The sequence below is a fragment of the Parvibaculum indicum genome (assembly GCF_011762095.1).
Taxonomy (GTDB): domain Bacteria; phylum Pseudomonadota; class Alphaproteobacteria; order Parvibaculales; family Parvibaculaceae; genus Parvibaculum; species Parvibaculum indicum.
Map to the genome: position 1 here is coordinate 12,785 of NZ_JAASQO010000014.1, position 23,403 is coordinate 36,187.

Below are 23,403 nucleotides of genomic sequence, written 5' to 3' on the forward strand. Positions count from 1 at the left end.
TTACGGATTGAAGGCCGTGGCGGCAAGGTCACGGCATTTCGGGGCCCAGAAACGCCCGGACCTCCGCAATGGCCTCGGAAAGCCCCACCCGCTGGACCTCCACGCCCGGCGGAAAGGCGGTGGTGAGCCTGGTCGGCAGGCGGGCGTCCAGCGTCACGAAAACGCCCCGGTCGCCCGCCCGGCGGATGAGCCGCCCGAAAGCCTGTTTCAGCCGCAGCCGGGTCAGCATGTCGTCATAGCGGCCCTTGCCGAAGATCTCGCGCCGCGCCTTGTGCAATATGTCCGGGCGCGGCCAGGGCGTCCGGTCGAAGACGATCATGCGCAGGCTGTCGCCCGGCACGTCCACGCCGTCGCGTACCGCGTCCGTGCCCAGCAGGCAGGCATTGCGTTCCGCGCGGAAAATGTCGACCAGCGTGCCGGTGTCGAGCATGTCCACATGCTGCGCATAGAGAGTGAGCCCCGCCTCGCCGAGCGGCCCGCCGATCCGTTCATGCACGGCGCGCAGGCGATGGATCGCGGTAAAAAGGCCGAGCGCCCCGCCGCCCGAGGCGCGAAAGAGTTCGCGATAGGCGGCGGCCAGCTCGTCCGCCTTGTTGATGTTCACGTCCCGCACCACCAGCACGCGGGACTGCGCCGCATAGTCGAAGGGGGAGGGGCTGAAGGAGCGCTTGGCGGGCATGACGAGATGGCCCGCGCCGGTGCGCACTTCGGCGGACGTCCAGCTATCGTCGCCGCTCTCCGCCTTGCCGTCCTCGTCGGGAAGCCCGTCGCGCAGCGTGGCGGAGGTGATGAGCACGCCCTGCGCGGGCTCCAGCACCGCTTCGGCAAAGGGAAGCGACGGGTCGCGCCAGTGCCGGTGCATGGCGAAATCCACTTCGCGGCCGAACTGCCTTTCGATGGAAAACCAGTCCACGAACTCTTCCGGCGTCGTGCCGCCAAGGCTTGCCAGCATGTTTTGCCAGGCGGGGATATGAATGCGCGCGCGCCGGTCGAGGCCGCGTATGGCGGCGTCCATGCGAATGCGCAGCGAGGTATCGAGCTTGTCCGCCTCGTCGTCGAGCCGGGCCCGCAGCCGGTCGGAGATGAGCCGCATCGGTCCGGCAATCCGGGCCAGCCCGTCGCTCAGCTTCTTGGCCGCGTCCACAAGCCCGTCCACCGGCGGAAATGTTTCCGCTTCGAGCGAGAAGCCGATATTGGCGTCTTCCACCCGCGCATGAACCTGCTGGCGCACCAGCGTCAGAAACTCTTCCGACGCGCCGCGCGGACTGCCCTCGCCCAGCCTCGTCGTCCAGCCGGGAGCGGGCAGGGCGCTGGCGGCCGAGAGGAGACTGTCCAGTGCCTCTTCCGCCGTCTCGTTCTCGCCGATGAGATCGCCGACGCGCTCCTGAATGCCGCGTCCGCGCCGCCGCCTCTGGCCTTCCGCGCCGCGGATCCAGCGCCTGAGTTCGGCGGCTTCGAGACCTGAAATGACGGAGGAGAAGGCGCTGTCCGCCGCCTCGAAAATATGATGGCCCTCGTCGAAGACGAACCGGCCCCGCGCCTCGCGCCCGCTGGGCTCTTCGTCTTCCGCGCCGGCGGCCACGGCCTCGTCCGTCTTGCGCGCGTTTTGCGGCGGCGCGAAGGAGGCGGCAAGGTCGAGCGCGGCCTGCCGCATGACGAGCGCATGGTTCGCCACCACGATGTCGGCCTGACGCGCCTTGCGGATCGCGCGTTCGATGAAGCATTTCCTGAAATGCGGGCAGGCGCTATAGACGCATTCGCCGCGCCGGTCGGTCAGCGTCACGCCGCCGCGTCCGGCCATATTGGCAAGGCGCGGGCCGAGCCAGGCCGGAAAATCGCCGCCCACCATGTCGCCGTCGCGGCTGGCCCGCGCCCAGCGCGTGACGAGGCCGATGGTGACGGCGCCGCCGCCCAGCGCCGCCCGTCCGGCGACCTCCTCGAAATTGAGCAGGCAGAGATAGTTCTCCCGCCCCTTGCGGATGACGGCCTTGCGGGCCTTCTCCGCCGGATCGGCATAAAGGCGCGACAGTTCCTGGTCGAGCTGGCGTTGCAGGTTCTTGGTGTAGGTCGAAATCCACACCGTGCCCTTGTTGCGCTCCGCCCAGAGGCTGGCCGGCGCGATATAGCCGATGGTCTTGCCGATGCCCGTGCCCGCTTCGGCAAGCACCACTTCCGGCTCGCCCGCCTTGTTGCGCGGTGCGAAGGCAAGCGCGGCGGTGGCGGCGAAGGCTTTCTGCCCGGGCCGTGCTTCCGCGTCCGGCCCGGCAAGCTCGGCCAGCCTTTCCTGCGCCTCTTCCGCGCTGACGGGCAGCGCGCCGGGCGCGGGCCGGGGCGGCTTGTCTTCCCATTCCGGCAATTCGTTCCAGACATCGAAGCCGCGTCCGGCGGGCGGCTTGCCCTCGCGCCCCAGCACATCCCGCATCGCATGAAGGACGCCCGGTCCCCAGGACCAGCCGCCCTCGGCCATGCGAAAGGCGGTCCGCGCCGCGAAAGGACGGTCGGGCAGACGCGGATCGGCGAGGATGCGCAGCATATGCGCCGCGGCCTCATGCAGCCTGATGGCCTGTTCTTCCGGCGTGTCGGCAGCGGGCAGGCCGAGCGCGCGAAAAAGCCCGTCCGGCGTCGGCAGGCAGGGCTGCGCCGGAAAGGTGAAGGCGAAAAGCTCCAGCAGGTCGAAGACATGCGGCCCCGCTTCGCGGACATTGGGCGAGCGGGCGATCCGCCTCGCGGTAAAGCCGCCATGCACGAGCAGCACGGCTTCCCGCTCGATCAGGGCAAGCGCATCCTCCGCCGAAAGCTCCTCGATCTCGCCGTCGGGCGTCACGGAGACGGCGCCGCCCGCGCCGCCGCCCGAAAGCGGCACCAGCGCGGGCACGTCCGGCAATTCCATCGATTCGGGGTCCGTGTCGGGAGGCATGCTTCCTCATATCATGCCCCTGCGCGGAATGCCCATGAGGGAGCCCGCAACCGGGGCGGCGAGGAATGCGGCGTCGGGCCGGTCGGCCCCTAGGCGCCGAGGCTCGGATAGGATTGCGCAAGCGCCTGCCAGGTCGCGGTGATCTTGCGTTCAAGGCGCGGCACATCCGCGAACGCGGCGTTCTCCTCGCCTTTTTCCAGCGCTTCCCCGATCGCATGCGCGTTTTCCGCGATGGCGGCAAGTCCGAGGTCTTCCGCCGCCTTTGCCAGTTCGGCCGCGCTTTCGCGCAACGCCTCGGCATCGCGGGTCGTTTTCGCGCCGCAGACCTTGCGGTGGAAGACGAGCACCTTGTCGAGGCCTTCCACCAGATATTCGGTCAGGGCGTCGCCGGCGATCCCGTTCTCGATCTCGTAGAGCATGCCGTGGTCCAGCAGGGGCGCGGTCCATATGCGCGGTTCCGCGCCTTGCGAGGGGGAGAGCGAGGCGAGATAGTCGGCGGCCATGCCGGGCTCCTGCGGTAACAGGAACCAGAAGGTGCTGCCGAGGCCCGGCACGCTGTCCACGCCGAGCTGGCCGCCCATCAGATGGACCAGCCGGTCGCAGATGGGCAGTCCGAGGCCGAGGCCCGCGCTGCCGGCCACGGCCTCGTCGGGCGAGGTTTGCGACCCGCGCTGGAAGGTCTCGAAAATCTGCCGGCGCATCTCCTCGCTGAGACCGGGTCCCGTATCGGTCACCGAAAAGCGCAGCAGCGTCGTATTCTCCGGTCCCTCCACCCGCGCCACGCGCAGGACCACGCCGCCCTGGTCGGTGAACTTCACCGCATTGTCGATCAGGTTGATCAGGACCTGACGCAGCCGGTCCGGGTCGGCGATCATGGTCGCGGGCACATCGGTGGCGAGATCGAGTTCGAGAGACAGGCTTTTCTTCGACGCCGTTTCCCGCATGGCGCGCAGCACGTCGCGCGACAGGTCGGAAGGATCGAGTTGCCGCGGCGCCAGCGTCAGGGTCTGCGTTTCCATCTGCGAGAAGTCGATCATGTCGTCGAACAGCCGCGAGAGGAGCCGGCTGGTGGTCTCCATGCTTTTCGCAAGTCCCTGCGCGCTGCCGTCGAGAGCGGTCTTTCCCAGTTGCGCCGCCATGCGCGTCATGGAGGCGAGCGGGGCGCGGACTTCATGGCCGAGCATGTCGAGAAACGCGCTTTTCGTGGCCGCCGCGGCCTGGGCCTCGGCTTTGGCCTGTTCGGCTTCCCGCCGCTTCTGCTCGGCGGCGGCATGGGCGCGCGACATGCGCTCCAGCAGATCGGCATTCTGGATCCGCAGCCGCACCGCCTCCCGGTAGGAGCGCTGCACCTGGCGGGTCCAGTCCGCGAGCGTTGCGAGGAAGATCAGCGCAAGCACGCAGACGGCGATGGAGATGGCGTCGCCGCGCAGGACAAAAAGCAGGATCGTCGGCCCCGCGACGAAACTCGTATAGACGAAGACCGCCGGCGGATAGGTGGCCCGCGTCACGGCCGTCGCCGTGCACAGGACCGACAGCACGAAGGTAAAGAAGAACTGATGCGTCAGCGGCGCCTGGGGAAGCCAGAGAAGGGCGGCGAGCCCCCATGTCGATCCGCTGAGCGCCGTAATGGCCGTGTAGCGGTGCGCCCATTTCGAGGTATGGGCCACGGCGTCGGCATCTTGCCGGAACCCTTTCTTGACGAGCGAGAAGAGCGTCTCCGCGATGGCCTGCACGGCGATGACCGCGGGCAGGGTCCAGGCCGGGGCATAGCCCGGGACGAAGACCAGCCCCACCACCACGATACCCAGAAAGATGGTGAATTTGCTGCTGTCGCCGAGATTGAAAAGAATGCGGAGGAGTTCCGCGTCGAGGCGCGCGTTCGTATCCGCCGGTCGTCGGATAGCGGGAATTTCCACCTCTTCGGGCTCGTCGTCCCTGATTTGCGCGCTCACCTTATTCATTCTCCGGATCAACGAAACATGTGCGGGAAAAGCCGATGGAATGTACCCCCTCACTGCCTCGTTGACTGTACTTGACGCTCAGCATAGGGTCCGCGCGCTTGACAAAGCATTAAGTCCTTACGCACAGGTCGAAAAATGCCGTCCGACACACTACCGGCTACATTCAGTGAAGACGAAATTCTCGAAGCCGCCAAGGTCTCCAAGGCCTGGCCGTTCGAGGAAGCGCGAAAACTGGTCGACCGGCTGGAAAAAGAGGGCGGCGAGACCCGCACCGTATTGTTCGAAACGGGCTATGGCCCGTCCGGACTTCCCCATATCGGGACGTTCGGCGAGGTCGCCCGCACGACCATGGTCCGCCACGCCTTCGAGACGCTGGCGCCCGGCGTGCCGACGCGCCTTCTATGCTTCTCCGACGATATGGACGGCCTGCGCAAGGTGCCCGGCAATGTGCCGAACCAGGAGATGCTGGCAAATTACATCAATATGCCGCTGACCAAGGTGCCAGATCCCTTCGGCAAGTTCGACAGCTTCGGCCATCACAACAATGCGATGCTGCGCGCCTTCCTCGACAGCTACGGCTTTGAATACGAATTCGCCAGCGCGACCGACTATTACACCTCGGGCCGTTTCGACGAGACGCTGAAAAAGGTTCTCGCGAAGTTCGACGAGATCATGAAGATCATGCTGCCGAGCCTGCGCGAGGAACGTCAGCAGACCTACAGCCCCATCCTGCCCGTGAGCCCGCGCACCGGCCATGTGCTGCTCGTGCCGCTCGCTGAGCGCAATGCGGAAAAGGGCACCGTCTCCTATGAGGAACCGGATACCGGCGAAATCGTCGAAGTGCCGGTCACGGGCGGCCATTGCAAGCTGCAATGGAAGGCCGACTGGGCCATGCGCTGGGCCGCGCTCAAGGTCGATTACGAAATGTCCGGCAAGGATCTGATCGACAGCGTGAAGCTGGCGTCGAAGATTTGCCGCGTTCTGGATGAAAGGCCGCCCGAAGGCTTCAACTACGAGCTCTTCCTCGACGAGGAGGGCAAGAAGATTTCGAAGTCCAAGGGCAACGGCATCACCATGGACGACTGGCTGCGCTATGCGAGCCCGGAAAGCCTGCAATACTTCATGTTCCAGAGCCCGCGCTCCGGCAAGAAGCTCTATTTCGACGTCATTCCGAAGAATGTGGACGAGTATCTGTCCTCCATCGTGAACTTTCCGGAACAGGATCTGCGCACGCGGCTGAACTCCGCCGCCTGGCACATCCATGCCGGCAACCCGCCGGAGGAAAAGCTCCCGGTCTCCTTCTCGCTGCTGCTCAACCTGGTCAGCGCCAGCCATTCGGAAGACCGCGACGTGCTGTGGGGCTTCATCCGCCGCTACGCGCCGGACGCCTCGCCCGAAACCTATCCGCGCCTCGACCATATGGTCGGCTATGCGATCAACTACTTCCACGACTTCGTGAAGCCGGCCAAGACCTACCGGCGTCCGAGCGACCTGGAAGCGATCGCGCTGGCCGATCTGGCCGACCGGCTCGAGGAGATGTCCTCGGAGGCGGATGCCGAGGCCTTCCAGACCGTCGTCTATGAAATCGGCAAGACGCACGGTTTCGAAAAGCTGCGCGACTGGTTCAAGGCACTTTACGAAGTGCTGCTGGGCGAGGCGCAGGGACCGCGTTTCGGTTCCTTCATCGCGCTTTACGGCAGGGAAGAGACCGTCGCCCTCATCCGCCGCGCATTGGCGGGCGAAGACCTCTCGAAAGCCTGATTGCCCGGATTTCCCGGCGCATGGCGCCCGAAGCGCATATCCGCGCTTGCCGGAAGCCCCTCGAAGACCAATCATTGCCGATAGACGGTTGATGTTGGGAGCTTGAGGAGGAACGCGGCATGAGATGGGTCTGTTTTCTGCTGGCCATGCTTATGGCCCAGATGGCGCACCCGGCCACGGCCATGTGGAGCGATCTGGCCTCCGCGCGCGCGGCGTTCGACGACGGCGCCTTTTCGCGCGCCGCCGCTGCCGCGCGTGAGGTCGGCACCGCCGAGGGATATACGCTCGCCGCCCATGCCGAGATGGCCCGGGGCGATCTCATCGAACCGAAGGGCAAGGCCCGCCTCGAATGTTACAGGACGGCGCTGGCGGATGCGCGCAAGGCCCTGGCGAGCGCGCCCGACGACCCCGATGCGCATCTCGTTCTGGCCATTGCGCTTGGCTTCGTGGCGCGTGGCGAAGGCGGCCTCGAAGCCCATATGCAGGGGCTGGGCGAGGAAGCCCGCAAGCATATCGACATCGCCCTGAAGCTCGCGCCCGACAATCCATGGGCGCATGCGGCGCTGGGCGGATGGAACCTCCAGATCGCCTATGCGGGCGGGTCTATCGGCGAGGCGATCTACGGCGCCTCCGTCAAGGCCGGCCGGCGGGCATATGAAGATGCGCTGCGCCTCGATCCGAAGAACACCGCCATTGCCTATCAATATGCGGTCCAGTTGCTGGGGCTCGACGGAGATGCGCATAGGCGCCGCGCCGCCGAGCTTCTCGATCGGGTGGTGGCGCACCGGCCCGTGAACGCGCTGGAGCGATTGCTCAGGCAATCCGCGGAGAGCCTCAAACAGGCGCTCGATCGCGGAGAGACCGGCGAGGCGATGCGGCTCGCCGAGGCAAGGCTGGGCGACACCCGCTGACGGGTTACTGGCTGGCCCACAGGATGCGGGCGAGCCAGACGAGATCTTCGGCCGGCACCCGGATCGTCTCATAGGCGGGGTTCAGCGACAGCAGTTCCACCTCGCCCTGCGTGCGGCGCCCCAGCGCCTTGGCCAGCACCTGCCCGTCGGCGGTTCGCGCCACCACGCGGTCGCCGCGCCGGACGGTCGCATTGGGCGACACGATGATGATGTCGCCCGCCCGGTAGACCGGTTCCATGCTGTCGCCCGAGATTTCCAGCGCATAGGCATTGGGGTCCGCGATGGCGGGAAAGGCGATCTCTTCCCAGCTTCCGCCCACCGGAAACCCCGCATCGTCGAAGAACCCGCCCAGACCGGCCTGCGCAAATCCGATGAGCGGGACGCGACGGGCATGCTCGCCACCCGCCTCGCCGTCCGCGATCAGCGCCAGAAACTCGTCGAGCCCCGCCCCGGTCGCCGCCAGCACGCGCGAAAGGCTTTCCGTGCCCGGCCAGCGGGGCCGCCCGGCGGGCGTGAAACGCTTGGATTTGTTGAAGGATGTCGGGTCCAGCCCCGCCGCCCGGGCGAGCCCGGAAATGCTGAGCCCGTGATGCGCGGCCAGTTTGTCGATCGCGGCCCAGATGCGGGCATGGGTCATTTGACGCGGCATGCGGCAAGCTCCCTTCCGGATATGACGCGAGCGCTGAATAAAATCCTATTTCCGCAATCTGGCATGATTTCGGGAATCGCGCCATATGAAGCGCGCCCCCGGGCCGGGGGCGGCGTCGGCTTGTGACGGGGGAACCCCGCCGCTAGAGTGCGCGCAATTCGCGGAAAACGTCAGGCGGCTTATGACCAGAACCATCTTCAAGATAGTGGGCGCGCATGAATGGCACGCCGCCGAAGCGGAGGGGCGGTTCATCGGCTCGCCCGTCGATCTCGATGACGGTTTCATTCATTTTTCGACCGCCGCGCAGGCCCGCGAGACCGCGGCGCGCCATTTCGCGGGCCGCAAGGGCCTGCTCCTGGTGAGCGTGAACGCGGATGCGCTGGGCGAGGCCCTGAAATGGGAGCCCTCGCGCGGCGGCGATCTCTTTCCCCATCTTTATGACGTCCTGCCGATGGCGGCCGTCACCGAGGTCTGCGAATTGCCGCTGGGCCCCGATGGCACGCATGTCTTTCCCGCAAGCGTCGCGGACCGGGAGCCCTGAGGCGGATGAACCTCTTCCCGCTGGCAAAGCCCTTTCTGGGCCTGATGGATCCCGAGACCGCGCATCGCTACACCATTCGCGCCTTGAAGCTGGGCCTTGCCCCCGCCGCCGCGCCCGATCCCGCCGAACTGGGGATCGATCTTTTCGGCCTGCATTTCCCCAACCCGCTCGGTATCGCGGCGGGCTTCGACAAGAATGCCGAAGTGCCGGACGCCATGCTGCGGCTCGGCATGGGCTTTGCGGAAATCGGCACGGTGACGCCGCGCCCGCAAGCCGGCAATCCGCGCCCGCGCATCTTCCGCCTCGCGCATGAGCGTGCCGTCATCAACCGGCTCGGCTTCAACAATGAAGGGCACGCCGCCGCCAAGCGTCGGCTCGAGGCGCGGCGCGGACGGCCCGGCATCGTCGGCGTCAATATCGGCGCCAACAAGGACAGCGAAGACCGCATCGCCGATTATGAAACCGGCATCCGCGCCTTCGAGGGGCTGGCGAGCTATTTCACCGTCAACATTTCCTCGCCCAACACGCCGGGCCTGCGCGCCCTGCAGAACAAGGCGGAGCTGGAAACGCTGGTGACGCGGGTACTGGCCGCGCGGGCGGGCACGACGCCGGTCCTGCTCAAGATCGCCCCCGATCTCAGCGACGAGGAATTGCAGGACATTGCCGATGTGGCCGCCGAAAAGGGCCTCGACGGCTTGATCGTCTCCAATACGACGATAGCGCGCGAGGGGCTGGTGCAGGGCGCCCGGGCCGGGGAAACGGGCGGCCTGTCGGGCCAGCCGCTTTTCGGTCTGTCGACGGCCATTTTGCGACAGATGTACAAGCTGACCGGCGGGCGCATCCCGCTGGTGGGCGTCGGGGGCATCGGCAGCGGGGCGGACGCCTATGCGAAGATCAGGGCCGGCGCGTCGCTGGTGCAGCTCTATACCGCGCTCGCCTATGAAGGGCCGGGCCTTGTCGGCACCATCAAGCGCGATCTGGCCGCGATGCTGAAGGCCGACGGCTTTGCCTGCGTGCGGGACGCCATCGGTCAAGACACGGAATAGGTTTCGAAAAGGAGAGGCGATGACCGTCGTAACGATGTATCACAATCCGCGCTGCTCGAAGTCGCGCCAGACGCTCTCTTTGCTGGAGCAGCATGGCATCGAACCGGCGATCGTCGAATATCTGAAGACGCCGCCGACGGCCGCCGAACTCAAGGGGGTCCTCGAAAAGCTGCACATGAAGCCGCGCGATCTCATGCGCAAGAAGGAAGAACCCTACAAGACGCTCGGCCTCGACGATGAAAGCCTGAGCGACGATCAACTCGTCAAGGCGATGGTGGAAAATCCGGTCCTGATCGAGCGGCCCATCGTGGTGACCGATCACGGCGCGAAGATCGGCCGCCCGCCGGAAGACGTGCTCGACCTCTTCAGCGGCTGGTGAGGCTTTCCCGGGCGGCGGCGGTCACGCGCGGATAGTAGTAGAACAGCGATCCGGCGCGCAGCAGATAGAAGATCATGAAGGCGCCCCAGAGCCCGTGATTGCCATAGGCGGGGGCGAGCAGCCACCACGCCAGCAGGAAGAACGCCAGCGTGGCGATCATCGCATTGCGCATTTCCACCGTGCAGGTCGCGCCGATGAAGATGCCGTCGAGCTGGAAACTCCATACCGCCAGAAGCGGCGTCAGCACCGCCCAGGGCAGAAAGATCCGCGCAGCCTCGCGCACCTGCGGCGCGGTCGTCAGCAGGTCGATGAACCACGGACCGCCCGCCAGGATGACGACGGAGAGGAACACCGCCGTCCCCGCCGCCCAGACGGTGGAAATGCGCACCGCCTCGACAAGTCTCTCCCGCATTCGCGCCCCGATGGCCTTGCCCACCAGCGCTTCCGCCGCATAGGCGAACCCGTCGAGAAAGAAGGCGGAGGTGGAGACGAACTGCATGAGCACCGCATTGGCGGCAAGCTGCACATCGCCCATATCCGCGCTCTTGGCCATGAACCAGGCGAAGGCGAAGACGAGGCAGAGCGTGCGGATCATGATGTCGCGATTGACCGTGATCGTCCGCCGGATGCGGTCCGCATCGAAGAGCTTGGCGCGGTCCCAGTGACCGCCCATCCGCTTGAGCGAGGCGCTGGCGATGGCAAGCCCGGCAAGCGCCGCCATGATTTCGGCAATGGCCGTGCCAGCCGCGATACCTTTGACGCCCCAGCCGAACCCGACGACGAAAGTGACGTCGAGAGCCAGGTTCGTCCCGTTGAGCAGCAATTGCAGCGCAAGCGCGGTGCGCGCTCTCTGCCGTCCGATGAACCATCCCAGCAAGGCGAAATTGGCCAGCGTGAACGGCGCCGACCAGATGCGGATCGCGAAATAGGCATGTGTGTGCCGTTCGACCTCCGCGCTGCCCGACAGCAGCGAAAAGGCGATTCTGCCGATGGGCCATTGCAGCGCGATGAGGCCGATGCCCGCGACGCTCGCGACAATGAGCGCGCGTCCGAGGCTGGTGCGCACTTCGTCGATGTCGTCGGCGCCGACGGCCTGCGCCGTCAGCCCGGTCGTTCCCATCCGCAGGAAGCCGAACCCCCAATAGAGAAAGCTGAAGATGGTCGCGCCGAGTGCGACGGCGCCGATCAGCGCGGGATCGGGAATCCGGCCGATGACCGCGGTGTCGACAAGCCCCAGAAGCGGCGTGGAAAGGTTCGAGATAACGATGGGGCCGGCAATCGCGAGCACGCGGGCATGCGTGACCCTCTCAGCCGACGCAGTCGGGTTCATGTCGCCGCGCCGGCATCCGCCGCGGTCCCTTCCTCGTCGGGCTGCTTCAGCAGGAAATGGCCATGCGCGGCGGCGATGGGCCGGGACTTGTCTTCCTGCCAGGCTTCCACATGCACCGTGGCGACGCGCCGCCCCTGTTTGGTGATCTGGGCGCGGGCGAAGGTGTCTTCCGGCTTGCCCGAGCGCAGATAGTCGATGGTGATGTTGATCGGCTTGGGTGGCGCGTCGATCCCCGTTTCAAAGGCCAGTTGCGCCATCGCCGTCATTTCCAGAAAGGCTCCGATGGCGCCGCCATGCAGCGCGGGCAGAACCGGATTGCCGATCAGCTTCTCCTGAAAGCGCATGACGGTGGTGATTTCATTGCCGCGCCGGTCGACGTCGATGCCGAGAAAGCGCGCATAGGGAATCCGCTCCAGGAAGCGGGCAAGGTCACGTTTCTCGCTCATTTCGTTTCTTTCCCGCCGAGAATCTGGTCCGCCTGTTGCCGAAGTTCTTCGGAGACCGGCATGGGCACGGCCCGGTTGGCCGCCAGCATGAAGGTGCCCACGCAGGTCGCGATGGGGTCGTTCTCGTCCTCGTGATAGGCCGCGCCGCGCACGAAGGCGATGTTCTTCGTCACCTTGTAGCAATGCGTATGCGCCATGAGGTCGAGCTTCGGCGTCGCGGGCTTCATATAGTCGATCCGCAGGTCGAGCGTCGCGATGGCGATGCGCTCGGGCAGGGCGAGCTGGACGGCGATGCCGCAGGCATTGTCGAGCAGCGTCGTAATGACGCCGCCATGCAGCACGCCCGTTTCGATGTCGCCGACCAGATCCTCGTTATAGGGCACGCTGAGCCAGGCCTGTCCGCGCGCGCCGTCCTCGACCTTGAGGCCGAGAGCGCGGGCCTGCGGCACATGCTCGATCAGCACATCCTTCAGCAACTGGATCTGCTCGGGGGTGATATTCGTCTGGTCACTCATGGTCACTCTTGCGCTGGGGGCCGCCGGCCGCGAAACGGCGCTAGTAGGGCGTCCGGATGCCACCGTGTCAACTGCGCCCTGCCGGGAAGGGCGGATAGCCTGTTTTTGCCATCTTTCTCCCCGATGCCGGGAAATATTGACACAACCGCCTGAAAGAAAAGCGGTTTTTGCGTCCCGGGGGCATTCTCAAAGTTGACGTTGATTCACTTTTGTCTAGACTCAGGCCAACATGAAATCGGGGCCGGCCGCCATGGTGGCGGCGCGGCGGGCACTGGAACGGACATGACAACTAGCGTGGAAGAGGCGGTGACGGAGCGGGCCGAAGGCAAGCCCCTCGGCAAGCGCGAACGGACGAAAATCAACAATCGGGAGGCCATCCTTCAGGCCGCGCGGGACGTCTTCGCCGATCTCGGCTATGGCGCGACGACCGTGCGCGACATCATCCGCCGCACGGGACTGGCCTCCGGCACCTTCTACAACTACTTCCGCAGCAAGGAAGAGGTTTTCGAGGCGCTGATGGATGAAGGCATGCGCCGCATCCGCCCGCGCCTGCGCGCCGAGCGCATTCGCTCGCGCACCTTCGAGGATTTCATCCGCAACGCGCTTCACGCCTATTTCGAATATCTGGCTTCCGACCGCGAGACCTTCGAGGTGATGCGCCGCAATCCGAATACGGTCCGTGTACGCATGGAAACGGCGGAGATGATCGCCGGTTTTGAAGAGATCCGCGAATATATGGAAGAGGACATCCGCAACGGTACGCTGCCGCCGGTGGATTCCGAATATCTGATGGCCTCCGTGGTCGGGCTCGCCATGGAAATGGGCGACCGCATGATCGCGCGCGACAATGTCGACCCCGCCGCCGCGGCGGAGTTCGCGACGGCGCTGGTGCTGGGCGGCTTCCACAACCTGCCCGTGACCGGCAAGGCGCCCGCAGCCCCCGGCGGCGAGGAAGGCGGCGAATGAATCTGCAAAGGTTGATCGTCCGTAGCCTGATGAAACTGCCCGAGGGCCTGCTGCTGCGCATGGCGGGCGGTAAGCCGCTCTCCATCGACGGACGTGTGATGGACCCGCGTGTGCAGTTGCTCGCGGCGCAGGGCACGAAGGAACCTTCCATCACCACGCTGGACCCGGTGGCCGCCCGCGCCGCCACCTCGCAGGGCTTCGCGCTTCTGGACGATGCGCCGCGCGCCAATGTGGCGATCGACGAGACCACGGTGCCGGGCCCCGGCGGCGCGCTGCCGGCGCGGCTCTACCGGCCCCGACATGCAACGCGCCCGCTGCCCGGCCTCGTCTATTTCCATATGGGCGGCTGCGTGATCGGCGATCTGGAGACCTGCAACACCTTCTGCAGCATTCTGGCCGACAGCGCCCATTGCGCGGTGCTCTCGGTCGACTACCGCCTCGCGCCCGAACACAAATTCCCGGCCGCGGTGGACGATGCGCTGGCCGCCTTTGAATGGGCTGAGGAAAACGCCGCCTCCTTCGGCATGGAGGCAGGCCGCATCGGCGTCGGCGGAGACAGCGCGGGCGGTTATCTTGCCGCCGTCGTGGCGCAGCGCATGAAGGCCGAAGGCGGCCCGGCGCCGGCATGCCAGCTTCTCATCTATCCGGTAACGGATATGGAGGCCGAAGGCGGATCGATGGAAAGCTGCGGCGAGGTCTATCCGCTGACCGCCGACATCATGCAATGGTTCATCGACCGCTACATCGACAGCCCGGCCGACAAAAAGGATCTGCGCGCCTCGCCCTTGAAGGCGGACGACCTGTCCGGCCTGCCGCCCGCCATCGTCGTCACGGCCGGTTTCGACCCGCTGCGCGATCAGGGGGCGGAATATGCCGACAGGCTGAAGGCGGCGGGGGTCCCCGTTACCTATCGCTGTTACGACAGCCTGGCTCATGCCTTCACGGCCATGTCCGGCACGATCCCCGCGGCGAAACGGGCCTGCGAGGAGATCGCGGCGGATGTGAAAGCGGCGCTTCACGCATCCGCTTGAGAAGGCTGCGCGGCTATGCTAATGGATCCTTGTCCTTAGGGGAGTAGCCTCCCTCCGCCGCGCAAAGGCGCGCATGAGAGGGGCGTTCGTCAACAAACTTGGCCGTCAGGCCATGGCGTTCGCGAGAGGTGCCGGTTTCCGGCCCGATTTGGCAAGACCTTTGGTTTCACGCTTTCGCCTGGCCGGGCGGGAAGCGGAAGCCATTGGTTTCATTGCCCGGCCGGAGCTTCGAGATGGACGCCTTCCTGATTTCCACCGTCACCGTCGCCATTGCCGAAATCGGCGACAAGACGCAGTTGCTGGCGCTTGTGCTCGCCTTGCGCTTCCGTCAGCCCTGGCCGGTCGTCTGGGGCATTCTCGTGGCGACGCTCGCCAATCATGCGCTCGCCGCCTGGGCGGGGGTGGAGCTTGCGGGATTGATGGATCGCGAAATCATGACGCGCCTCGTCGGCGTCTCCTTCATCCTGATGGGCTTCTGGGCGCTGATCCCCGACAAGGCGCCCGACGATGAAGCGACCGAGCTTGAACGGACGAAGCGTTTCGGCCCCTTCCTTGCCACGCTCATCGCCTTCTTCCTGGTGGAGATCGGCGACAAGACGCAGATCGCCACGGCGGCGCTGGCGGTGCGTTTCGATTCCGTGTTCCACGTTGCGGCAGGCACCACCATCGGCATGATGATCGCCAATGTGCCGGTCGTGTTCTTCGGCGAGAAGGTCGCGCAAATCGTGCCGCTCGTCTGGGTGCGCGCGGCCGCCGCGCTCGTCTTCATCGTCCTTGGCACGCTCACGCTGCTTTCCGCCTTCGGTGTCCTCTGACGCTTCCTTCCGTAAGGCGGCATCCCTATGCTGCTGCCAAACGACATTGAAGAACCGAGGGAGGAAAACATGCGGGCGATGCGCGTGCATGAACTGTCGGAAGATATTTCCGTTCTGCGAATGGACGATGTGGAATTGCCGCCGCCCGGCCCGGGCGAGGTGCGGTTGAAGCTCAGGGCCTGTTCGGTGAACTTCCCCGACATCCTGATGGTGCAGGGCAAATATCAGTTCAAACCCGAGCTGCCTTTTTCGCCGGGCATGGAAGGCGCGGGCATCGTCACGGAACTGGGCGAGGGCGTCACCAGCCTCAAGGTCGGAGACGAGGTCGTCGCGGGCTTGCGCATCGGCGGTTTTGCGGAAGAGGTGAATGCGTCGGCTGAGGCCTGCCGCCCGATCCCGAAAGGCATGGACTTCGCCAGGGCCGCGGCCTACCCGGCGGCTTATCTCACTGCCTATGTCGCGCTTGTCTGCCGCGGTCATCTGCAGCCGGGCGAAACGCTGCTCGTGCATGGTAGCACGGGCGGCGTGGGGCTTGCCGCCGTCGAAATGGGAAAGCTCCTCGGCGCCACCGTCATCGCGACCTCGGCGTCGGATGAAAAGCTCAAAGTGGTGAAGGCGCGCGGCGCCGATCATGTCATCAACATCAATGACGGCTTCCGGGAAAAGGTGAAGGAGCTGACCGGCGGCAAGGGTGCGGATGTGATTTACGATCCCGTCGGCGGCGACGTCTTCGACGAAAGCGTGCGCTGCATCGCCTGGAACGGCCGCCTGCTCATTATTGGTTTCACCAGCGGCCGCATTCCTTCCGTCTCCGTCAACATGCCGCTCATCAAGGGCTTTTCCGTGGTCGGCGTGCGCGCGGGCGAATATGGCCGGCGCGATCCGGAGGCGGGCAAGGCCAATATCGAGGCGATAGATCGTCTGGCTGCGGAAGGAAAGATCGACCCCTGTATCTGTGCCCGTTTTCCGCTGGAAAAGGCGGTCGAGGCCATGCACATGCTGCAAAACCGCCAGGTTGTCGGTAAGGTCGTGATCGAAATGAACGGGGAGAACCGATAAATGGCGCGAAAGCGTGGAACGAAAGCGTCGCTCGCCGCCGCAATCCTGTTTCTGGCGGCGGCATGCTCCGGGCCGGATGCCATCGAGATCGCGGAAGAAGGCGTCGGGCCCATTACCGGCATCACCGCTTTCGATCCGGACGCCGTTTCCGCGCTTCTGCCGGGCACGACGGTTTCCCGTCAACAGGTCTCCCGCGAGGGAGAGCAATATCCCGTCATCCTTGTCGAGGAAAACGACGAGAAGGTGATGGAGGTCGTGCCGGATGCGGACGAACGCTCGGTCGCGGGCGTCATCGTCTTCTCGCCCGACATTCGCGACGGGCACGGCATTCATGTCGGCAGCGTCTACACCGACATCTATACGGAAGACGACAAGCCGCAATGCCTGCCGGGCGTCGAGGAATATGCCGGACGGCTCTTCTGCCCGGCGGCCGAGTCCACGCGCATCTATTACGAAATCGCCGGAAAATGGGACGGGCCGGACGGCAAGGTGCCGCCCGGCGACGTCATCGGGAACTGGCGGGTCGTGGCGATCCACTGGCGCGCCAGCGCGGTTTGACGCTCACACGCTGCGCTGCGCCTTGTCCTTGTCGTTCGCGCCGCGGATCATCTCGCGCATACGCTCCCAATCGTCGTCCTTGAGCGAAGACAGCCGCGAGAAATTGCCGCCGCCCGCCGAATAGGCCGCGCCGTCGATGGCGATGGTCTGGCCGGAAAGATAGTCGCAGCCATCCGCCATCAGGAAGGTGGCGAGGTTCTTCAACTCGTCCATCTGCCCCACGCGCCCCATCGGAATGCCGTCGCGTTCCTGGTCGCCGTCGGTCGACTGGCCGGGGCTCAGCCGCGCCCATGCGCCTTCGGTGGGGAAGGGGCCCGGCGCGATCGCGTTGAGGCGGATGCCGTATTCGCCCCATTCGGCGGCGAGCGATTTCGTCATGATGTTGACGCCCGCTTTCGACATGGCCGACGGCACGGTGAAGGGGCCGCCGTTCCACACCCAGGTCGTGAGGATGGAGATGACGCTCCCCGGCACACCGTCGCGGATCCAGCGCGTACCGCAGGCATGCGTCACATAGAAGGTGCCGTGAAACACGATATTGGCGATGGCGTCGAAGCCGCGCGAGGAAAGATCCTTGGTCGGAGAGATGAAATTGCCCGCCGCGTTGTTGACGAGGCCGGTAAGCGGACCGCTCGCCCAGATCTCCTCGATCATCTCGTCCACCGCCTCGGCGACGCGAATATCCACGCTATGCGTCTTCACCGAGCCGCCATGCCTGTCCATCAGCTCGGCGGCCGTGTCGTCGAGCACCTTCTTGCGCCGCCCGCAGATATGGATGTCGGCGCCCAGCCGCAGATAGTCCTCGGCCATTTCCTTGCCGAGGCCCGTGCCGCCGCCGGTGACGAGAATGCGTTTTCCCTTGAGAAGTCCGTCGCGGAACATCGAAACCATGCTGTCCTCCTTGGCCGTCATGAGCGCGGCCATTCATTCCTGGGTTCGGAAGGGAGGATAGCAGCGGGAAGCGCCGCGCCTAGTCCCGCCGTCGGCGGCGGGACCGGGACGCAGCGTCGACCTCAGCTTTGCGGGCCGTTCTTGCCGTTGCGTTCGACCAGCACGGTCCAGAGCCGCACGATGATGAAGATCGGAATCACCACGATGGCGCCCAGCATGAAATATTCGCCGGACCAGCGAATGGCGTCGAAGCCCATTTCCCAGACGCGCATGAAGGTGTCGATGAAATCGCGCCACAGATCGATGGGGCGGATGCCGAACACGGCCAGCACGATGCCCACCACCACCGAGGCGATGGCGAGCTTCAGAAGGGTCGTCAGCAACGGCCCGCCAAGCAGTTTGTCCATATCCGGCATCCTTCGATTGTTGGTGCGGAACTAGTCCGCGGCTTCGGCCACCTGATAGACGGTGCGGCAGGGGAAGGGGATGGTGATGCCTTCCGCGTCGAAACGCTCCTTCACCTTTTTCGTGATGTCGAACTTGGTCGGCCAGTAATCGGAATTGGCGACCCACAGACGCATCACGATATCGACCGAGCTGTCGTTGAGCGCGATGACGCCGAGGAAGGGTTCCGGCTCCTTCATGCTGCGCGGATCGGCCTCGTAGACGGAACGGATGATGTCCATTGCCTTGTTGATGTCGTCGGCATAGGAAATCCCGAAGGTGATATCCACGCGGCGCGTCGGATAGGACGAATAGTTCTTGAGCGGCTGTCCCCAGATGCCGCTGTTCGGCACGATGATCTGCACATTGTCCGGCGTGTTGAGTTCGGTGAAGAACAGGGTGAGTTCCTTCACCGTGCCGGCGATGCCGCCGATCTCGACATATTGCCCGGTGCGGAAGGGGCGGAAGATGAGCAGCATCACGCCCGCCGCCACATTGGACAGCGTGCCCTGCAGGGCGAGGCCGACGGCCAGGCCCGCGGCGCCGAGCACGGCGATGAGCGAGGTGGTCTCGATCCCGAATTCGCCGAGCACGGCCAGAATGGTGGCGGCGATGATGAGGTATCGGACGATACTGCCGAAAAAGCTCTGCAGCATGTCGTCCTTCACCGGCCCGCGCGCCAGGGCCCGCATGGTCCAGACACGGGCCCGGCCTGCCAGCCAGAAGCCGATAATGAGGATCAGGATGGCGGCGACGAGGCTCACCCCGTATTCAAGGGCGAAGGGAAGTAGGGCATCGACATTCTTTCTGACGATGTCGGGCATCTGCTCGAGCATATGGGCTGGCTCCTGATGGTTGGGACCCCTGAAAGCCGCCAGTCTCCCATGATTGCACGGATGAAAAAAGGCGAAGGTTTGCCGCTTCGGGCGACCCGGCTAGGTTTGACCTCATGAACGCGCCCTTATCCACAGCCGATGACGCCATGCTGCCGGAAATCTTCCGGAACTGGTTCGCCGCGCGCGGCTGGGCCCCGAGGCCGCATCAGCTTCGATTGCTGGAAATCGCCGAAAGCGGCAACTCGGTCCTGCTCATCGCCCCCACCGGCGCGGGCAAGACGCTGGCGGGCTTCCTGCCCTCGCTGGTGGAGCTGGAGAAGGCGGGCGGCAGGGGCCTTCACACCCTCTATATCTCGCCGCTCAAGGCGCTGGCGGTGGACATCAAGCGCAATCTGGAAACCCCGATCGCGGAGATGGGCCTCGGCATTTCGGTCGAGACGCGCACCGGCGACACGCCGCAGAACCGCCGTCTGCGCCAGCGTCACGCGCCGCCCGACATCCTGATGACGACGCCGGAGCAACTGGCGCTGCTGCTTTCCTATCCGGATGCGGGAAAATTCTTCGGCAATCTCTCCTGCGTCGTGCTGGACGAGCTTCATGCGCTGGCGAATTCCAAGCGCGGCGATCTGCTGTCGCTGGGCCTTGCCCGTCTGTCGAAACTCGCGCCCTCCCTGCGCCGCGTCGGCCTGTCGGCAACGGTCGCCGAGCCGGACGAGCTGCGCCGTTATCTGATGCCGCAGCCGGAGGAGGGGGAAGCCCTCTCCGAAATCGTCGCCGCGCCGCCCGGGGCGGTGCCGGAACTCGGCATATTGACGCCCGCCGGACCGGAGCCCGATCCCGCCGAGGCGAAACTGCCTGCGCCAGCCGAGGCGTGTATCCCCCCCGCGCGCATTCCCCCCGCGCGCATTCCATGGTCGGGCCATTCCGCGCGCCATGCGCTGCCCGCCGTCTATGAAGAGATCAAGCGCAACCGCATGGTGCTGGTCTTCGTCAATACGCGCTCCCAGGCCGAATTCGTCTTTCAGTCGCTCTGGCATCTGAACGAAGACACGCTGCCCATCGCGCTGCATCACGGTTCGCTGGCGCCGGAAGCGCGCCGCAAGGTGGAAGCGGCCATGGCGGCGGGATCGTTGCGCGCCGTCGTCTGTACCTCCACGCTCGATCTCGGCATCGACTGGGGCGATGTCGATCTCGTCGTCAATATGGGCGCGCCGAAAGGCGCAAGCCGCCTCCTGCAACGCATCGGCCGCGCCAACCATCGCCTCGACGAGCCGAGCCGCGCGCTGCTCGTTCCCGCCAACCGTTTCGAGGTGCTGGAATGCGAGGCCGCCCGCGCCGCCGCATTGGAGGGCGCGCAGGACGGGCTTGTCGCCCGCACGGGCGCCCTCGACGTGCTCTCCCAGCATGTGCTGGGCATGGCCTGTTCCGAGCCCTTCGATCCCGGCGCGCTTTATGCGGAAGTACGCTCGGCCTCGCCCTATCGGATGCTGACGCGCGACGAGTTCGACCGCGTGGTGGATTTCGTCGCGACCGGCGGCTATGCGCTCAAGACCTATGACCGCTTCGCGCGCCTGCGTCCCAACAAGCCGCTGGAAGGCGACAGGCGTCTGCGGGCGTCGAACCCGAAAGTCGTCCAGCAATTCCGCATGAATGTCGGCACCATCGTCGAAGCGCCCATGCTGAAGGTGCGCATGATTCGGAAAGGGCGCCGTCCCGTCGGCGCGGGCGGCGGCAGGGTGCTGGGCGAGATCGAGGAATATTTCATCGACCAGCTGTCGCCCGGCGACACCTTTCTGTTTGCCGGGCACATCCTCTCCTTCGAGGGGCTGGCGGAAACCGAAGCGCTGGTCACCAAGGGCGGCGGCGACGAGCCCATGATCCCCGCCTATTACGGCGGCAAGTTTCCGCTCTCCACCTATCTCGCCTCGCGCGTGCGCCGCATGATCGCCGATAAAAACGAATGGGCCGCGCTGCCCCGCCAGGTGCAAGACTGGCTCGGCATTCAGGCTTGGCGCTCGCGGCTCCCCGGCGAGAACGATCTGCTGGTCGAAACTTTTCCCCGTAACGGCAAATATTATCTCGTCTGCTATCCCTTCGAGGGCCGCCTCGCGCATCAGACGCTCGGCATGTTGCTGACCCGCCGTCTCGACCGCGCGGGCGCGCGCCCGCTCGGTTTCGTCGCCTCGGAATATTCGCTCGCCATCTGGTGCCTGCGCGATCCGGGCCTGATGGCGGAACGCCACGAATTGCCGCTCGGCGAACTCTTCGGCGAGGACATGCTGGGCGACGATCTGGAAAACTGGCTGGCGGAATCGAGCCTGTTGAAGCGCACCTTCCGCGATTGCGCGCTCATCTCCGGTCTCATCGAGCGCCGCTTTCCGGGGCAGGAAAAGACCGGTCGTCAGGTCACCTTCTCCGCCGACCTCATCTATAATGTGCTGCGCGAACACGAGCCCGATCACATCCTGTTGCAGGCGACCTATCGGGATGCCGCGACCGGCCTCCTTGACGTTGCGCGTGTCGCTGCCATGTTGAAGCGCGTGAAGGGACGAATCGTGCTTGAACGTCTCGACCGCGTCTCGCCGCTCGCCGTGCCCGTGCTGCTCGATATCGGGCGCGAGCAGGTGGCGGGCGAGGCGAACGAGGCGCTGCTGGCCGAAGCGGCCGATGAGTTGATCGAAGAAGCGACGAGACTGGTCTGAGATGCAGTTGCGTAGACATGCCGAACCCGCCCCCCGATTGCGCGAAACGCCGCTCAGCGTCTGCGGCGCGGCGCTGACGCCGCTGCCGGAGGGCGCGCTCTGGTGGGCGGACGAACGCATTCTCGTCGTCGCCGATCTGCATTTGGAAAAAGGCTCCGCCTTCGCCGAGCGCGGCATCGCCCTGCCGCCCTACGATACGGCCGCGACGCTCACCCGGCTCGAAAAGCTGATGGAAAAATACGAGCCCGAAACGCTCATCGCGCTGGGCGACAGCTTCCATGACCGCCGGGCGGAAAAGCGCATGGCGAAGCCGGACGCGGACAGGCTCATCGCGCTCACCGCTTCATGCGACTGGATCTGGATCGAAGGCAATCACGACCCCGCGCCGCCGCGCCGTTTCGGCGGCTCGGTGAAGGCGGAGATGCATGTCGGCCCGCTCACCTTCCGGCACGAACCCCGGCCTGCGCCGTCCACGGGCGAGATCGCCGGCCATCTCCATCCTTGCGCGGCGGTGCGCGTGCGCGGGCGGCGCCTGCGGCGGCGCTGTTTCGTCAGCGACACCACGCGCGCCATCATGCCCGCCTTCGGCGCCTATGCGGGCGGCCTCAACGTGCTGGACCGCGCCTATGCCGGGCTCCTGCCGGGCCGGGATTTCCATGCCTGGATGATGGGCCGCGATGCCGTCGTGCCGGTCGCCGCGACGCGGCTGGAAGGCGACTAGAAGGCGGTGGATTCTTATCCGTCATGCCCCGCTTCATGCGGGGCATCCACGTCTTCACATCTTTCCGGAAAGCCTCAGCCGAACTTCGCCAGCCCCGGAAACGTGTTGATGAGGAAGACGGCGATGCTCTCGAAAGAGCCCGTCAGCATCAGAAGGCCCGTCAGCGCCAGCAGCAGCCCCGCCGCGATTTCCACCTTGTGCATGTGACGGCGGAAACGGCCCGCGAAACTCAAGAAACCGCGAATGGCAAAGGCCGCGGCGAGGAACGGAATGCCGAGCCCCAGCGAATAGACCGTCAGCAGCGAAACGCCCGCGCCGAGGCTTTCCTGCGAGGCTGCGACCGTCAGGATCGTGGCAAGGATCGGCCCGATGCACGGCGTCCAGCCGAAGGCGAAGGCAAGCCCCAGCAGATAGGGGCTCGCAAACTGCATGAAGAGGCTCTTCTCGCCCGCGCCCGTTCCCTGCACCTGAAACCGCGCCTCGCGGTCGAGAAAGGCGAGGCGGAAGACGCCCATATAATGCAGGCCGAAAATGATGATGACCGCGCCCGCGATCCGCCCCAGAAGTTGCTTATGCGCAATGATGAGCGGATTGATCGCCGAGGCGCTCGCCCCCAGCGCGACGAAGATGGTGGTGAAACCCAGCACGAAGCCGATGGCGCCCAGCGTCACCCGCAGCGTCAGCCCGTCCGAGCCCAGCGCCTCGCCCTTCTCGTTCTCGGCGACGAGTTCGTCGAGCGACGTCCCCGCGATATAGCAGAGATAGGCCGGCACGAGCGGCAGCACGCAAGGGCTGAGAAAGCTGATAAGGCCGCCCGCGGCCGCGGCGGCATAGCTGATGCTGGATGGGTCCATGGGCGGGGACATTAGCCCGTCGCGCGGGCCCGGCAAACCGGTTTCGGTGCGATGACGGGGATGTCGCCTT

22 protein-coding genes and 1 riboswitch are annotated in these 23,403 nt (G+C 65.6%); of the genes, 12 read left to right on the top strand and 10 right to left on the bottom strand.

What is annotated here, in order from left to right:
- Window positions 1-28: 28 nt before the first annotated feature.
- Both FHS78_RS15815 and FHS78_RS19700 read right to left on the bottom strand, forming a co-directional pair.
- Window positions 29-2,917, bottom strand: coding sequence for an ATP-dependent DNA helicase (locus tag FHS78_RS15815; protein ID WP_167095344.1), 2,889 nt, complete (start codon window positions 2,915-2,917; stop codon window positions 29-31).
- An 89-nt stretch (window positions 2,918-3,006) separates the two neighbouring features.
- On the bottom strand, window positions 3,007-4,869 hold the full coding sequence (locus tag FHS78_RS19700; protein WP_167095345.1) for an ATP-binding protein: 1,863 nt from the start codon (window positions 4,867-4,869) through the stop codon (window positions 3,007-3,009).
- A gap of 144 nt (window positions 4,870-5,013) precedes the next feature.
- Here FHS78_RS19700 and FHS78_RS15825 point away from each other — a divergent pair, with 144 nt between their 5' ends.
- Window positions 5,014-6,639: a lysine--tRNA ligase gene (locus FHS78_RS15825; RefSeq protein ID WP_167095346.1), complete on the top strand. Its 1,626-nt coding sequence runs from the start codon at window positions 5,014-5,016 to the stop codon at window positions 6,637-6,639.
- A 119-nt stretch (window positions 6,640-6,758) separates the two neighbouring features.
- A complete protein-coding gene (locus tag FHS78_RS15830; protein ID WP_167095347.1) occupies window positions 6,759-7,550 on the top strand; it encodes a hypothetical protein in 792 nt (263 codons plus the stop codon).
- Window positions 7,551-7,554: 4 nt separating this feature from the next.
- Here the strand turns inward: FHS78_RS15830 and FHS78_RS15835 are convergent, their stop codons facing one another.
- The gene (locus FHS78_RS15835; RefSeq protein ID WP_167095348.1) at window positions 7,555-8,199 is read right to left on the bottom strand and encodes a S24 family peptidase; all 645 of its coding nucleotides are present in this window, start codon (window positions 8,197-8,199) and stop codon (window positions 7,555-7,557) included.
- 181 nt (window positions 8,200-8,380) lie between these two features.
- Here FHS78_RS15835 and FHS78_RS15840 point away from each other — a divergent pair, with 181 nt between their 5' ends.
- The 3 genes from FHS78_RS15840 to arsC are packed head-to-tail and all read left to right on the top strand — an operon-like array spanning window position 8,381 to window position 10,165.
- Window positions 8,381-8,740 carry a DUF952 domain-containing protein gene (locus FHS78_RS15840; protein WP_167095349.1) on the top strand — a complete coding sequence of 120 codons (360 nt, stop codon included), beginning with the start codon at window positions 8,381-8,383 and terminating at the stop codon, window positions 8,738-8,740.
- 5 nt (window positions 8,741-8,745) lie between these two features.
- Window positions 8,746-9,786 carry a quinone-dependent dihydroorotate dehydrogenase gene (locus FHS78_RS15845; RefSeq protein WP_167095350.1) on the top strand — a complete coding sequence of 347 codons (1,041 nt, stop codon included), beginning with the start codon at window positions 8,746-8,748 and terminating at the stop codon, window positions 9,784-9,786.
- A gap of 19 nt (window positions 9,787-9,805) precedes the next feature.
- Window positions 9,806-10,165 (top strand): arsenate reductase (glutaredoxin), encoded by a 360-nt coding sequence (gene arsC / locus FHS78_RS15850; RefSeq protein WP_167095351.1) that lies wholly within the window; start codon window positions 9,806-9,808, stop codon window positions 10,163-10,165.
- On the opposite strand, the gene FHS78_RS15855 is transcribed toward arsC, so the two are convergent.
- The 3 genes from FHS78_RS15855 to FHS78_RS15865 are packed head-to-tail and all read right to left on the bottom strand — an operon-like array spanning window position 10,152 to window position 12,456.
- Entirely contained in the window at window positions 10,152-11,495 is a 1,344-nt protein-coding gene (locus FHS78_RS15855) for an MATE family efflux transporter (RefSeq protein WP_167095352.1), read from the bottom strand. The genes arsC and FHS78_RS15855 overlap by 14 nt on opposite strands.
- Window positions 11,492-11,941 (bottom strand): PaaI family thioesterase, encoded by a 450-nt coding sequence (locus FHS78_RS15860; protein WP_167095353.1) that lies wholly within the window; start codon window positions 11,939-11,941, stop codon window positions 11,492-11,494. The genes FHS78_RS15855 and FHS78_RS15860 overlap by 4 nt, the downstream gene beginning before the upstream one ends.
- Window positions 11,938-12,456 (bottom strand): PaaI family thioesterase, encoded by a 519-nt coding sequence (locus FHS78_RS15865; RefSeq protein ID WP_167095354.1) that lies wholly within the window; start codon window positions 12,454-12,456, stop codon window positions 11,938-11,940. Before FHS78_RS15865 ends, FHS78_RS15860 begins: the two co-directional genes overlap by 4 nt.
- 282 nt (window positions 12,457-12,738) lie before the next feature.
- Here FHS78_RS15865 and FHS78_RS15870 point away from each other — a divergent pair, with 282 nt between their 5' ends.
- From FHS78_RS15870 to FHS78_RS15890, 5 genes are all read left to right on the top strand, one after another.
- Window positions 12,739-13,422, top strand: a complete 684-nt coding sequence (locus tag FHS78_RS15870; RefSeq protein ID WP_167095355.1) for a TetR/AcrR family transcriptional regulator — start codon at window positions 12,739-12,741, stop codon at window positions 13,420-13,422.
- Window positions 13,419-14,453, top strand: a complete 1,035-nt coding sequence (locus FHS78_RS15875; protein WP_167095356.1) for an alpha/beta hydrolase — start codon at window positions 13,419-13,421, stop codon at window positions 14,451-14,453. The genes FHS78_RS15870 and FHS78_RS15875 overlap by 4 nt, the downstream gene beginning before the upstream one ends.
- Before the next feature lie 25 nt (window positions 14,454-14,478).
- Window positions 14,479-14,683, top strand: a riboswitch (yybP-ykoY riboswitch).
- Window positions 14,657-15,268 carry a TMEM165/GDT1 family protein gene (locus FHS78_RS15880; protein ID WP_246220547.1) on the top strand — a complete coding sequence of 204 codons (612 nt, stop codon included), beginning with the start codon at window positions 14,657-14,659 and terminating at the stop codon, window positions 15,266-15,268. It overlaps the preceding riboswitch by 27 nt.
- 69 nt (window positions 15,269-15,337) lie before the next feature.
- Window positions 15,338-16,327: an NADPH:quinone oxidoreductase family protein gene (locus FHS78_RS15885; protein ID WP_167095357.1), complete on the top strand. Its 990-nt coding sequence runs from the start codon at window positions 15,338-15,340 to the stop codon at window positions 16,325-16,327.
- On the top strand, window positions 16,328-16,885 hold the full coding sequence (locus tag FHS78_RS15890; protein WP_167095358.1) for a DUF1131 family protein: 558 nt from the start codon (window positions 16,328-16,330) through the stop codon (window positions 16,883-16,885).
- A 3-nt stretch (window positions 16,886-16,888) separates the two neighbouring features.
- Here FHS78_RS15890 and FHS78_RS15895 read toward each other — a convergent pair whose 3' ends face one another.
- The 3 genes from FHS78_RS15895 to FHS78_RS15905 form a co-directional block, all read right to left on the bottom strand.
- Window positions 16,889-17,767, bottom strand: coding sequence for an SDR family oxidoreductase (locus tag FHS78_RS15895; RefSeq protein ID WP_167095421.1), 879 nt, complete (start codon window positions 17,765-17,767; stop codon window positions 16,889-16,891).
- 131 nt (window positions 17,768-17,898) lie between these two features.
- Window positions 17,899-18,183, bottom strand: a complete 285-nt coding sequence (locus FHS78_RS15900; RefSeq protein WP_167095359.1) for a DUF6460 domain-containing protein — start codon at window positions 18,181-18,183, stop codon at window positions 17,899-17,901.
- A gap of 30 nt (window positions 18,184-18,213) precedes the next feature.
- Window positions 18,214-19,056, bottom strand: coding sequence for a mechanosensitive ion channel family protein (locus tag FHS78_RS15905; protein ID WP_167095360.1), 843 nt, complete (start codon window positions 19,054-19,056; stop codon window positions 18,214-18,216).
- A 113-nt stretch (window positions 19,057-19,169) separates the two neighbouring features.
- On the opposite strand from FHS78_RS15905, the gene FHS78_RS15910 reads away from it, so the two are divergent.
- On the top strand, window positions 19,170-21,758 hold the full coding sequence (locus FHS78_RS15910) for a ligase-associated DNA damage response DEXH box helicase (RefSeq protein WP_167095361.1): 2,589 nt from the start codon (window positions 19,170-19,172) through the stop codon (window positions 21,756-21,758).
- Between the two features lies 1 nt (window position 21,759).
- Window positions 21,760-22,479 carry a ligase-associated DNA damage response endonuclease PdeM gene (pdeM, locus tag FHS78_RS15915; protein ID WP_167095362.1) on the top strand — a complete coding sequence of 240 codons (720 nt, stop codon included), beginning with the start codon at window positions 21,760-21,762 and terminating at the stop codon, window positions 22,477-22,479.
- A 74-nt stretch (window positions 22,480-22,553) separates the two neighbouring features.
- Here the strand turns inward: pdeM and FHS78_RS15920 are convergent, their stop codons facing one another.
- On the bottom strand, window positions 22,554-23,333 hold the full coding sequence (locus FHS78_RS15920; RefSeq protein WP_167095363.1) for a cytochrome c biogenesis CcdA family protein: 780 nt from the start codon (window positions 23,331-23,333) through the stop codon (window positions 22,554-22,556).
- Window positions 23,334-23,403: the final 70 nt, after the last annotated feature.

What these genes read in the sequence shown, in the direction of transcription:
- FHS78_RS15815 (WP_167095344.1), bottom strand. Translation starts at nt 2,917, where the DNA reads ATGCCTCCCGACACGGACCCCGAATCGATGGAATTGCCGGACGTGCCC.
- FHS78_RS15825 (WP_167095346.1), top strand. Translation starts at nt 5,014, where the DNA reads ATGCCGTCCGACACACTACCGGCTACATTCAGTGAAGACGAAATTCTC.
- FHS78_RS15830 (WP_167095347.1), top strand. Translation starts at nt 6,759, where the DNA reads ATGAGATGGGTCTGTTTTCTGCTGGCCATGCTTATGGCCCAGATGGCG.
- FHS78_RS15835 (WP_167095348.1), bottom strand. Translation starts at nt 8,199, where the DNA reads ATGCCGCGTCAAATGACCCATGCCCGCATCTGGGCCGCGATCGACAAA.
- FHS78_RS15840 (WP_167095349.1), top strand. Translation starts at nt 8,381, where the DNA reads ATGACCAGAACCATCTTCAAGATAGTGGGCGCGCATGAATGGCACGCC.
- FHS78_RS15845 (WP_167095350.1), top strand. Translation starts at nt 8,746, where the DNA reads ATGAACCTCTTCCCGCTGGCAAAGCCCTTTCTGGGCCTGATGGATCCC.
- arsC (WP_167095351.1), top strand. Translation starts at nt 9,806, where the DNA reads ATGACCGTCGTAACGATGTATCACAATCCGCGCTGCTCGAAGTCGCGC.
- FHS78_RS15855 (WP_167095352.1), bottom strand. Translation starts at nt 11,495, where the DNA reads ATGAACCCGACTGCGTCGGCTGAGAGGGTCACGCATGCCCGCGTGCTC.
- FHS78_RS15860 (WP_167095353.1), bottom strand. Translation starts at nt 11,941, where the DNA reads ATGAGCGAGAAACGTGACCTTGCCCGCTTCCTGGAGCGGATTCCCTAT.
- FHS78_RS15865 (WP_167095354.1), bottom strand. Translation starts at nt 12,456, where the DNA reads ATGAGTGACCAGACGAATATCACCCCCGAGCAGATCCAGTTGCTGAAG.
- FHS78_RS15870 (WP_167095355.1), top strand. Translation starts at nt 12,739, where the DNA reads ATGACAACTAGCGTGGAAGAGGCGGTGACGGAGCGGGCCGAAGGCAAG.
- FHS78_RS15875 (WP_167095356.1), top strand. Translation starts at nt 13,419, where the DNA reads ATGAATCTGCAAAGGTTGATCGTCCGTAGCCTGATGAAACTGCCCGAG.
- FHS78_RS15885 (WP_167095357.1), top strand. Translation starts at nt 15,338, where the DNA reads ATGCGGGCGATGCGCGTGCATGAACTGTCGGAAGATATTTCCGTTCTG.
- FHS78_RS15890 (WP_167095358.1), top strand. Translation starts at nt 16,328, where the DNA reads ATGGCGCGAAAGCGTGGAACGAAAGCGTCGCTCGCCGCCGCAATCCTG.
- FHS78_RS15895 (WP_167095421.1), bottom strand. Translation starts at nt 17,767, where the DNA reads ATGTTCCGCGACGGACTTCTCAAGGGAAAACGCATTCTCGTCACCGGC.
- FHS78_RS15900 (WP_167095359.1), bottom strand. Translation starts at nt 18,183, where the DNA reads ATGGACAAACTGCTTGGCGGGCCGTTGCTGACGACCCTTCTGAAGCTC.
- FHS78_RS15905 (WP_167095360.1), bottom strand. Translation starts at nt 19,056, where the DNA reads ATGCTCGAGCAGATGCCCGACATCGTCAGAAAGAATGTCGATGCCCTA.
- FHS78_RS15910 (WP_167095361.1), top strand. Translation starts at nt 19,170, where the DNA reads ATGAACGCGCCCTTATCCACAGCCGATGACGCCATGCTGCCGGAAATC.
- pdeM (WP_167095362.1), top strand. Translation starts at nt 21,760, where the DNA reads ATGCAGTTGCGTAGACATGCCGAACCCGCCCCCCGATTGCGCGAAACG.
- FHS78_RS15920 (WP_167095363.1), bottom strand. Translation starts at nt 23,333, where the DNA reads ATGGACCCATCCAGCATCAGCTATGCCGCCGCGGCCGCGGGCGGCCTT.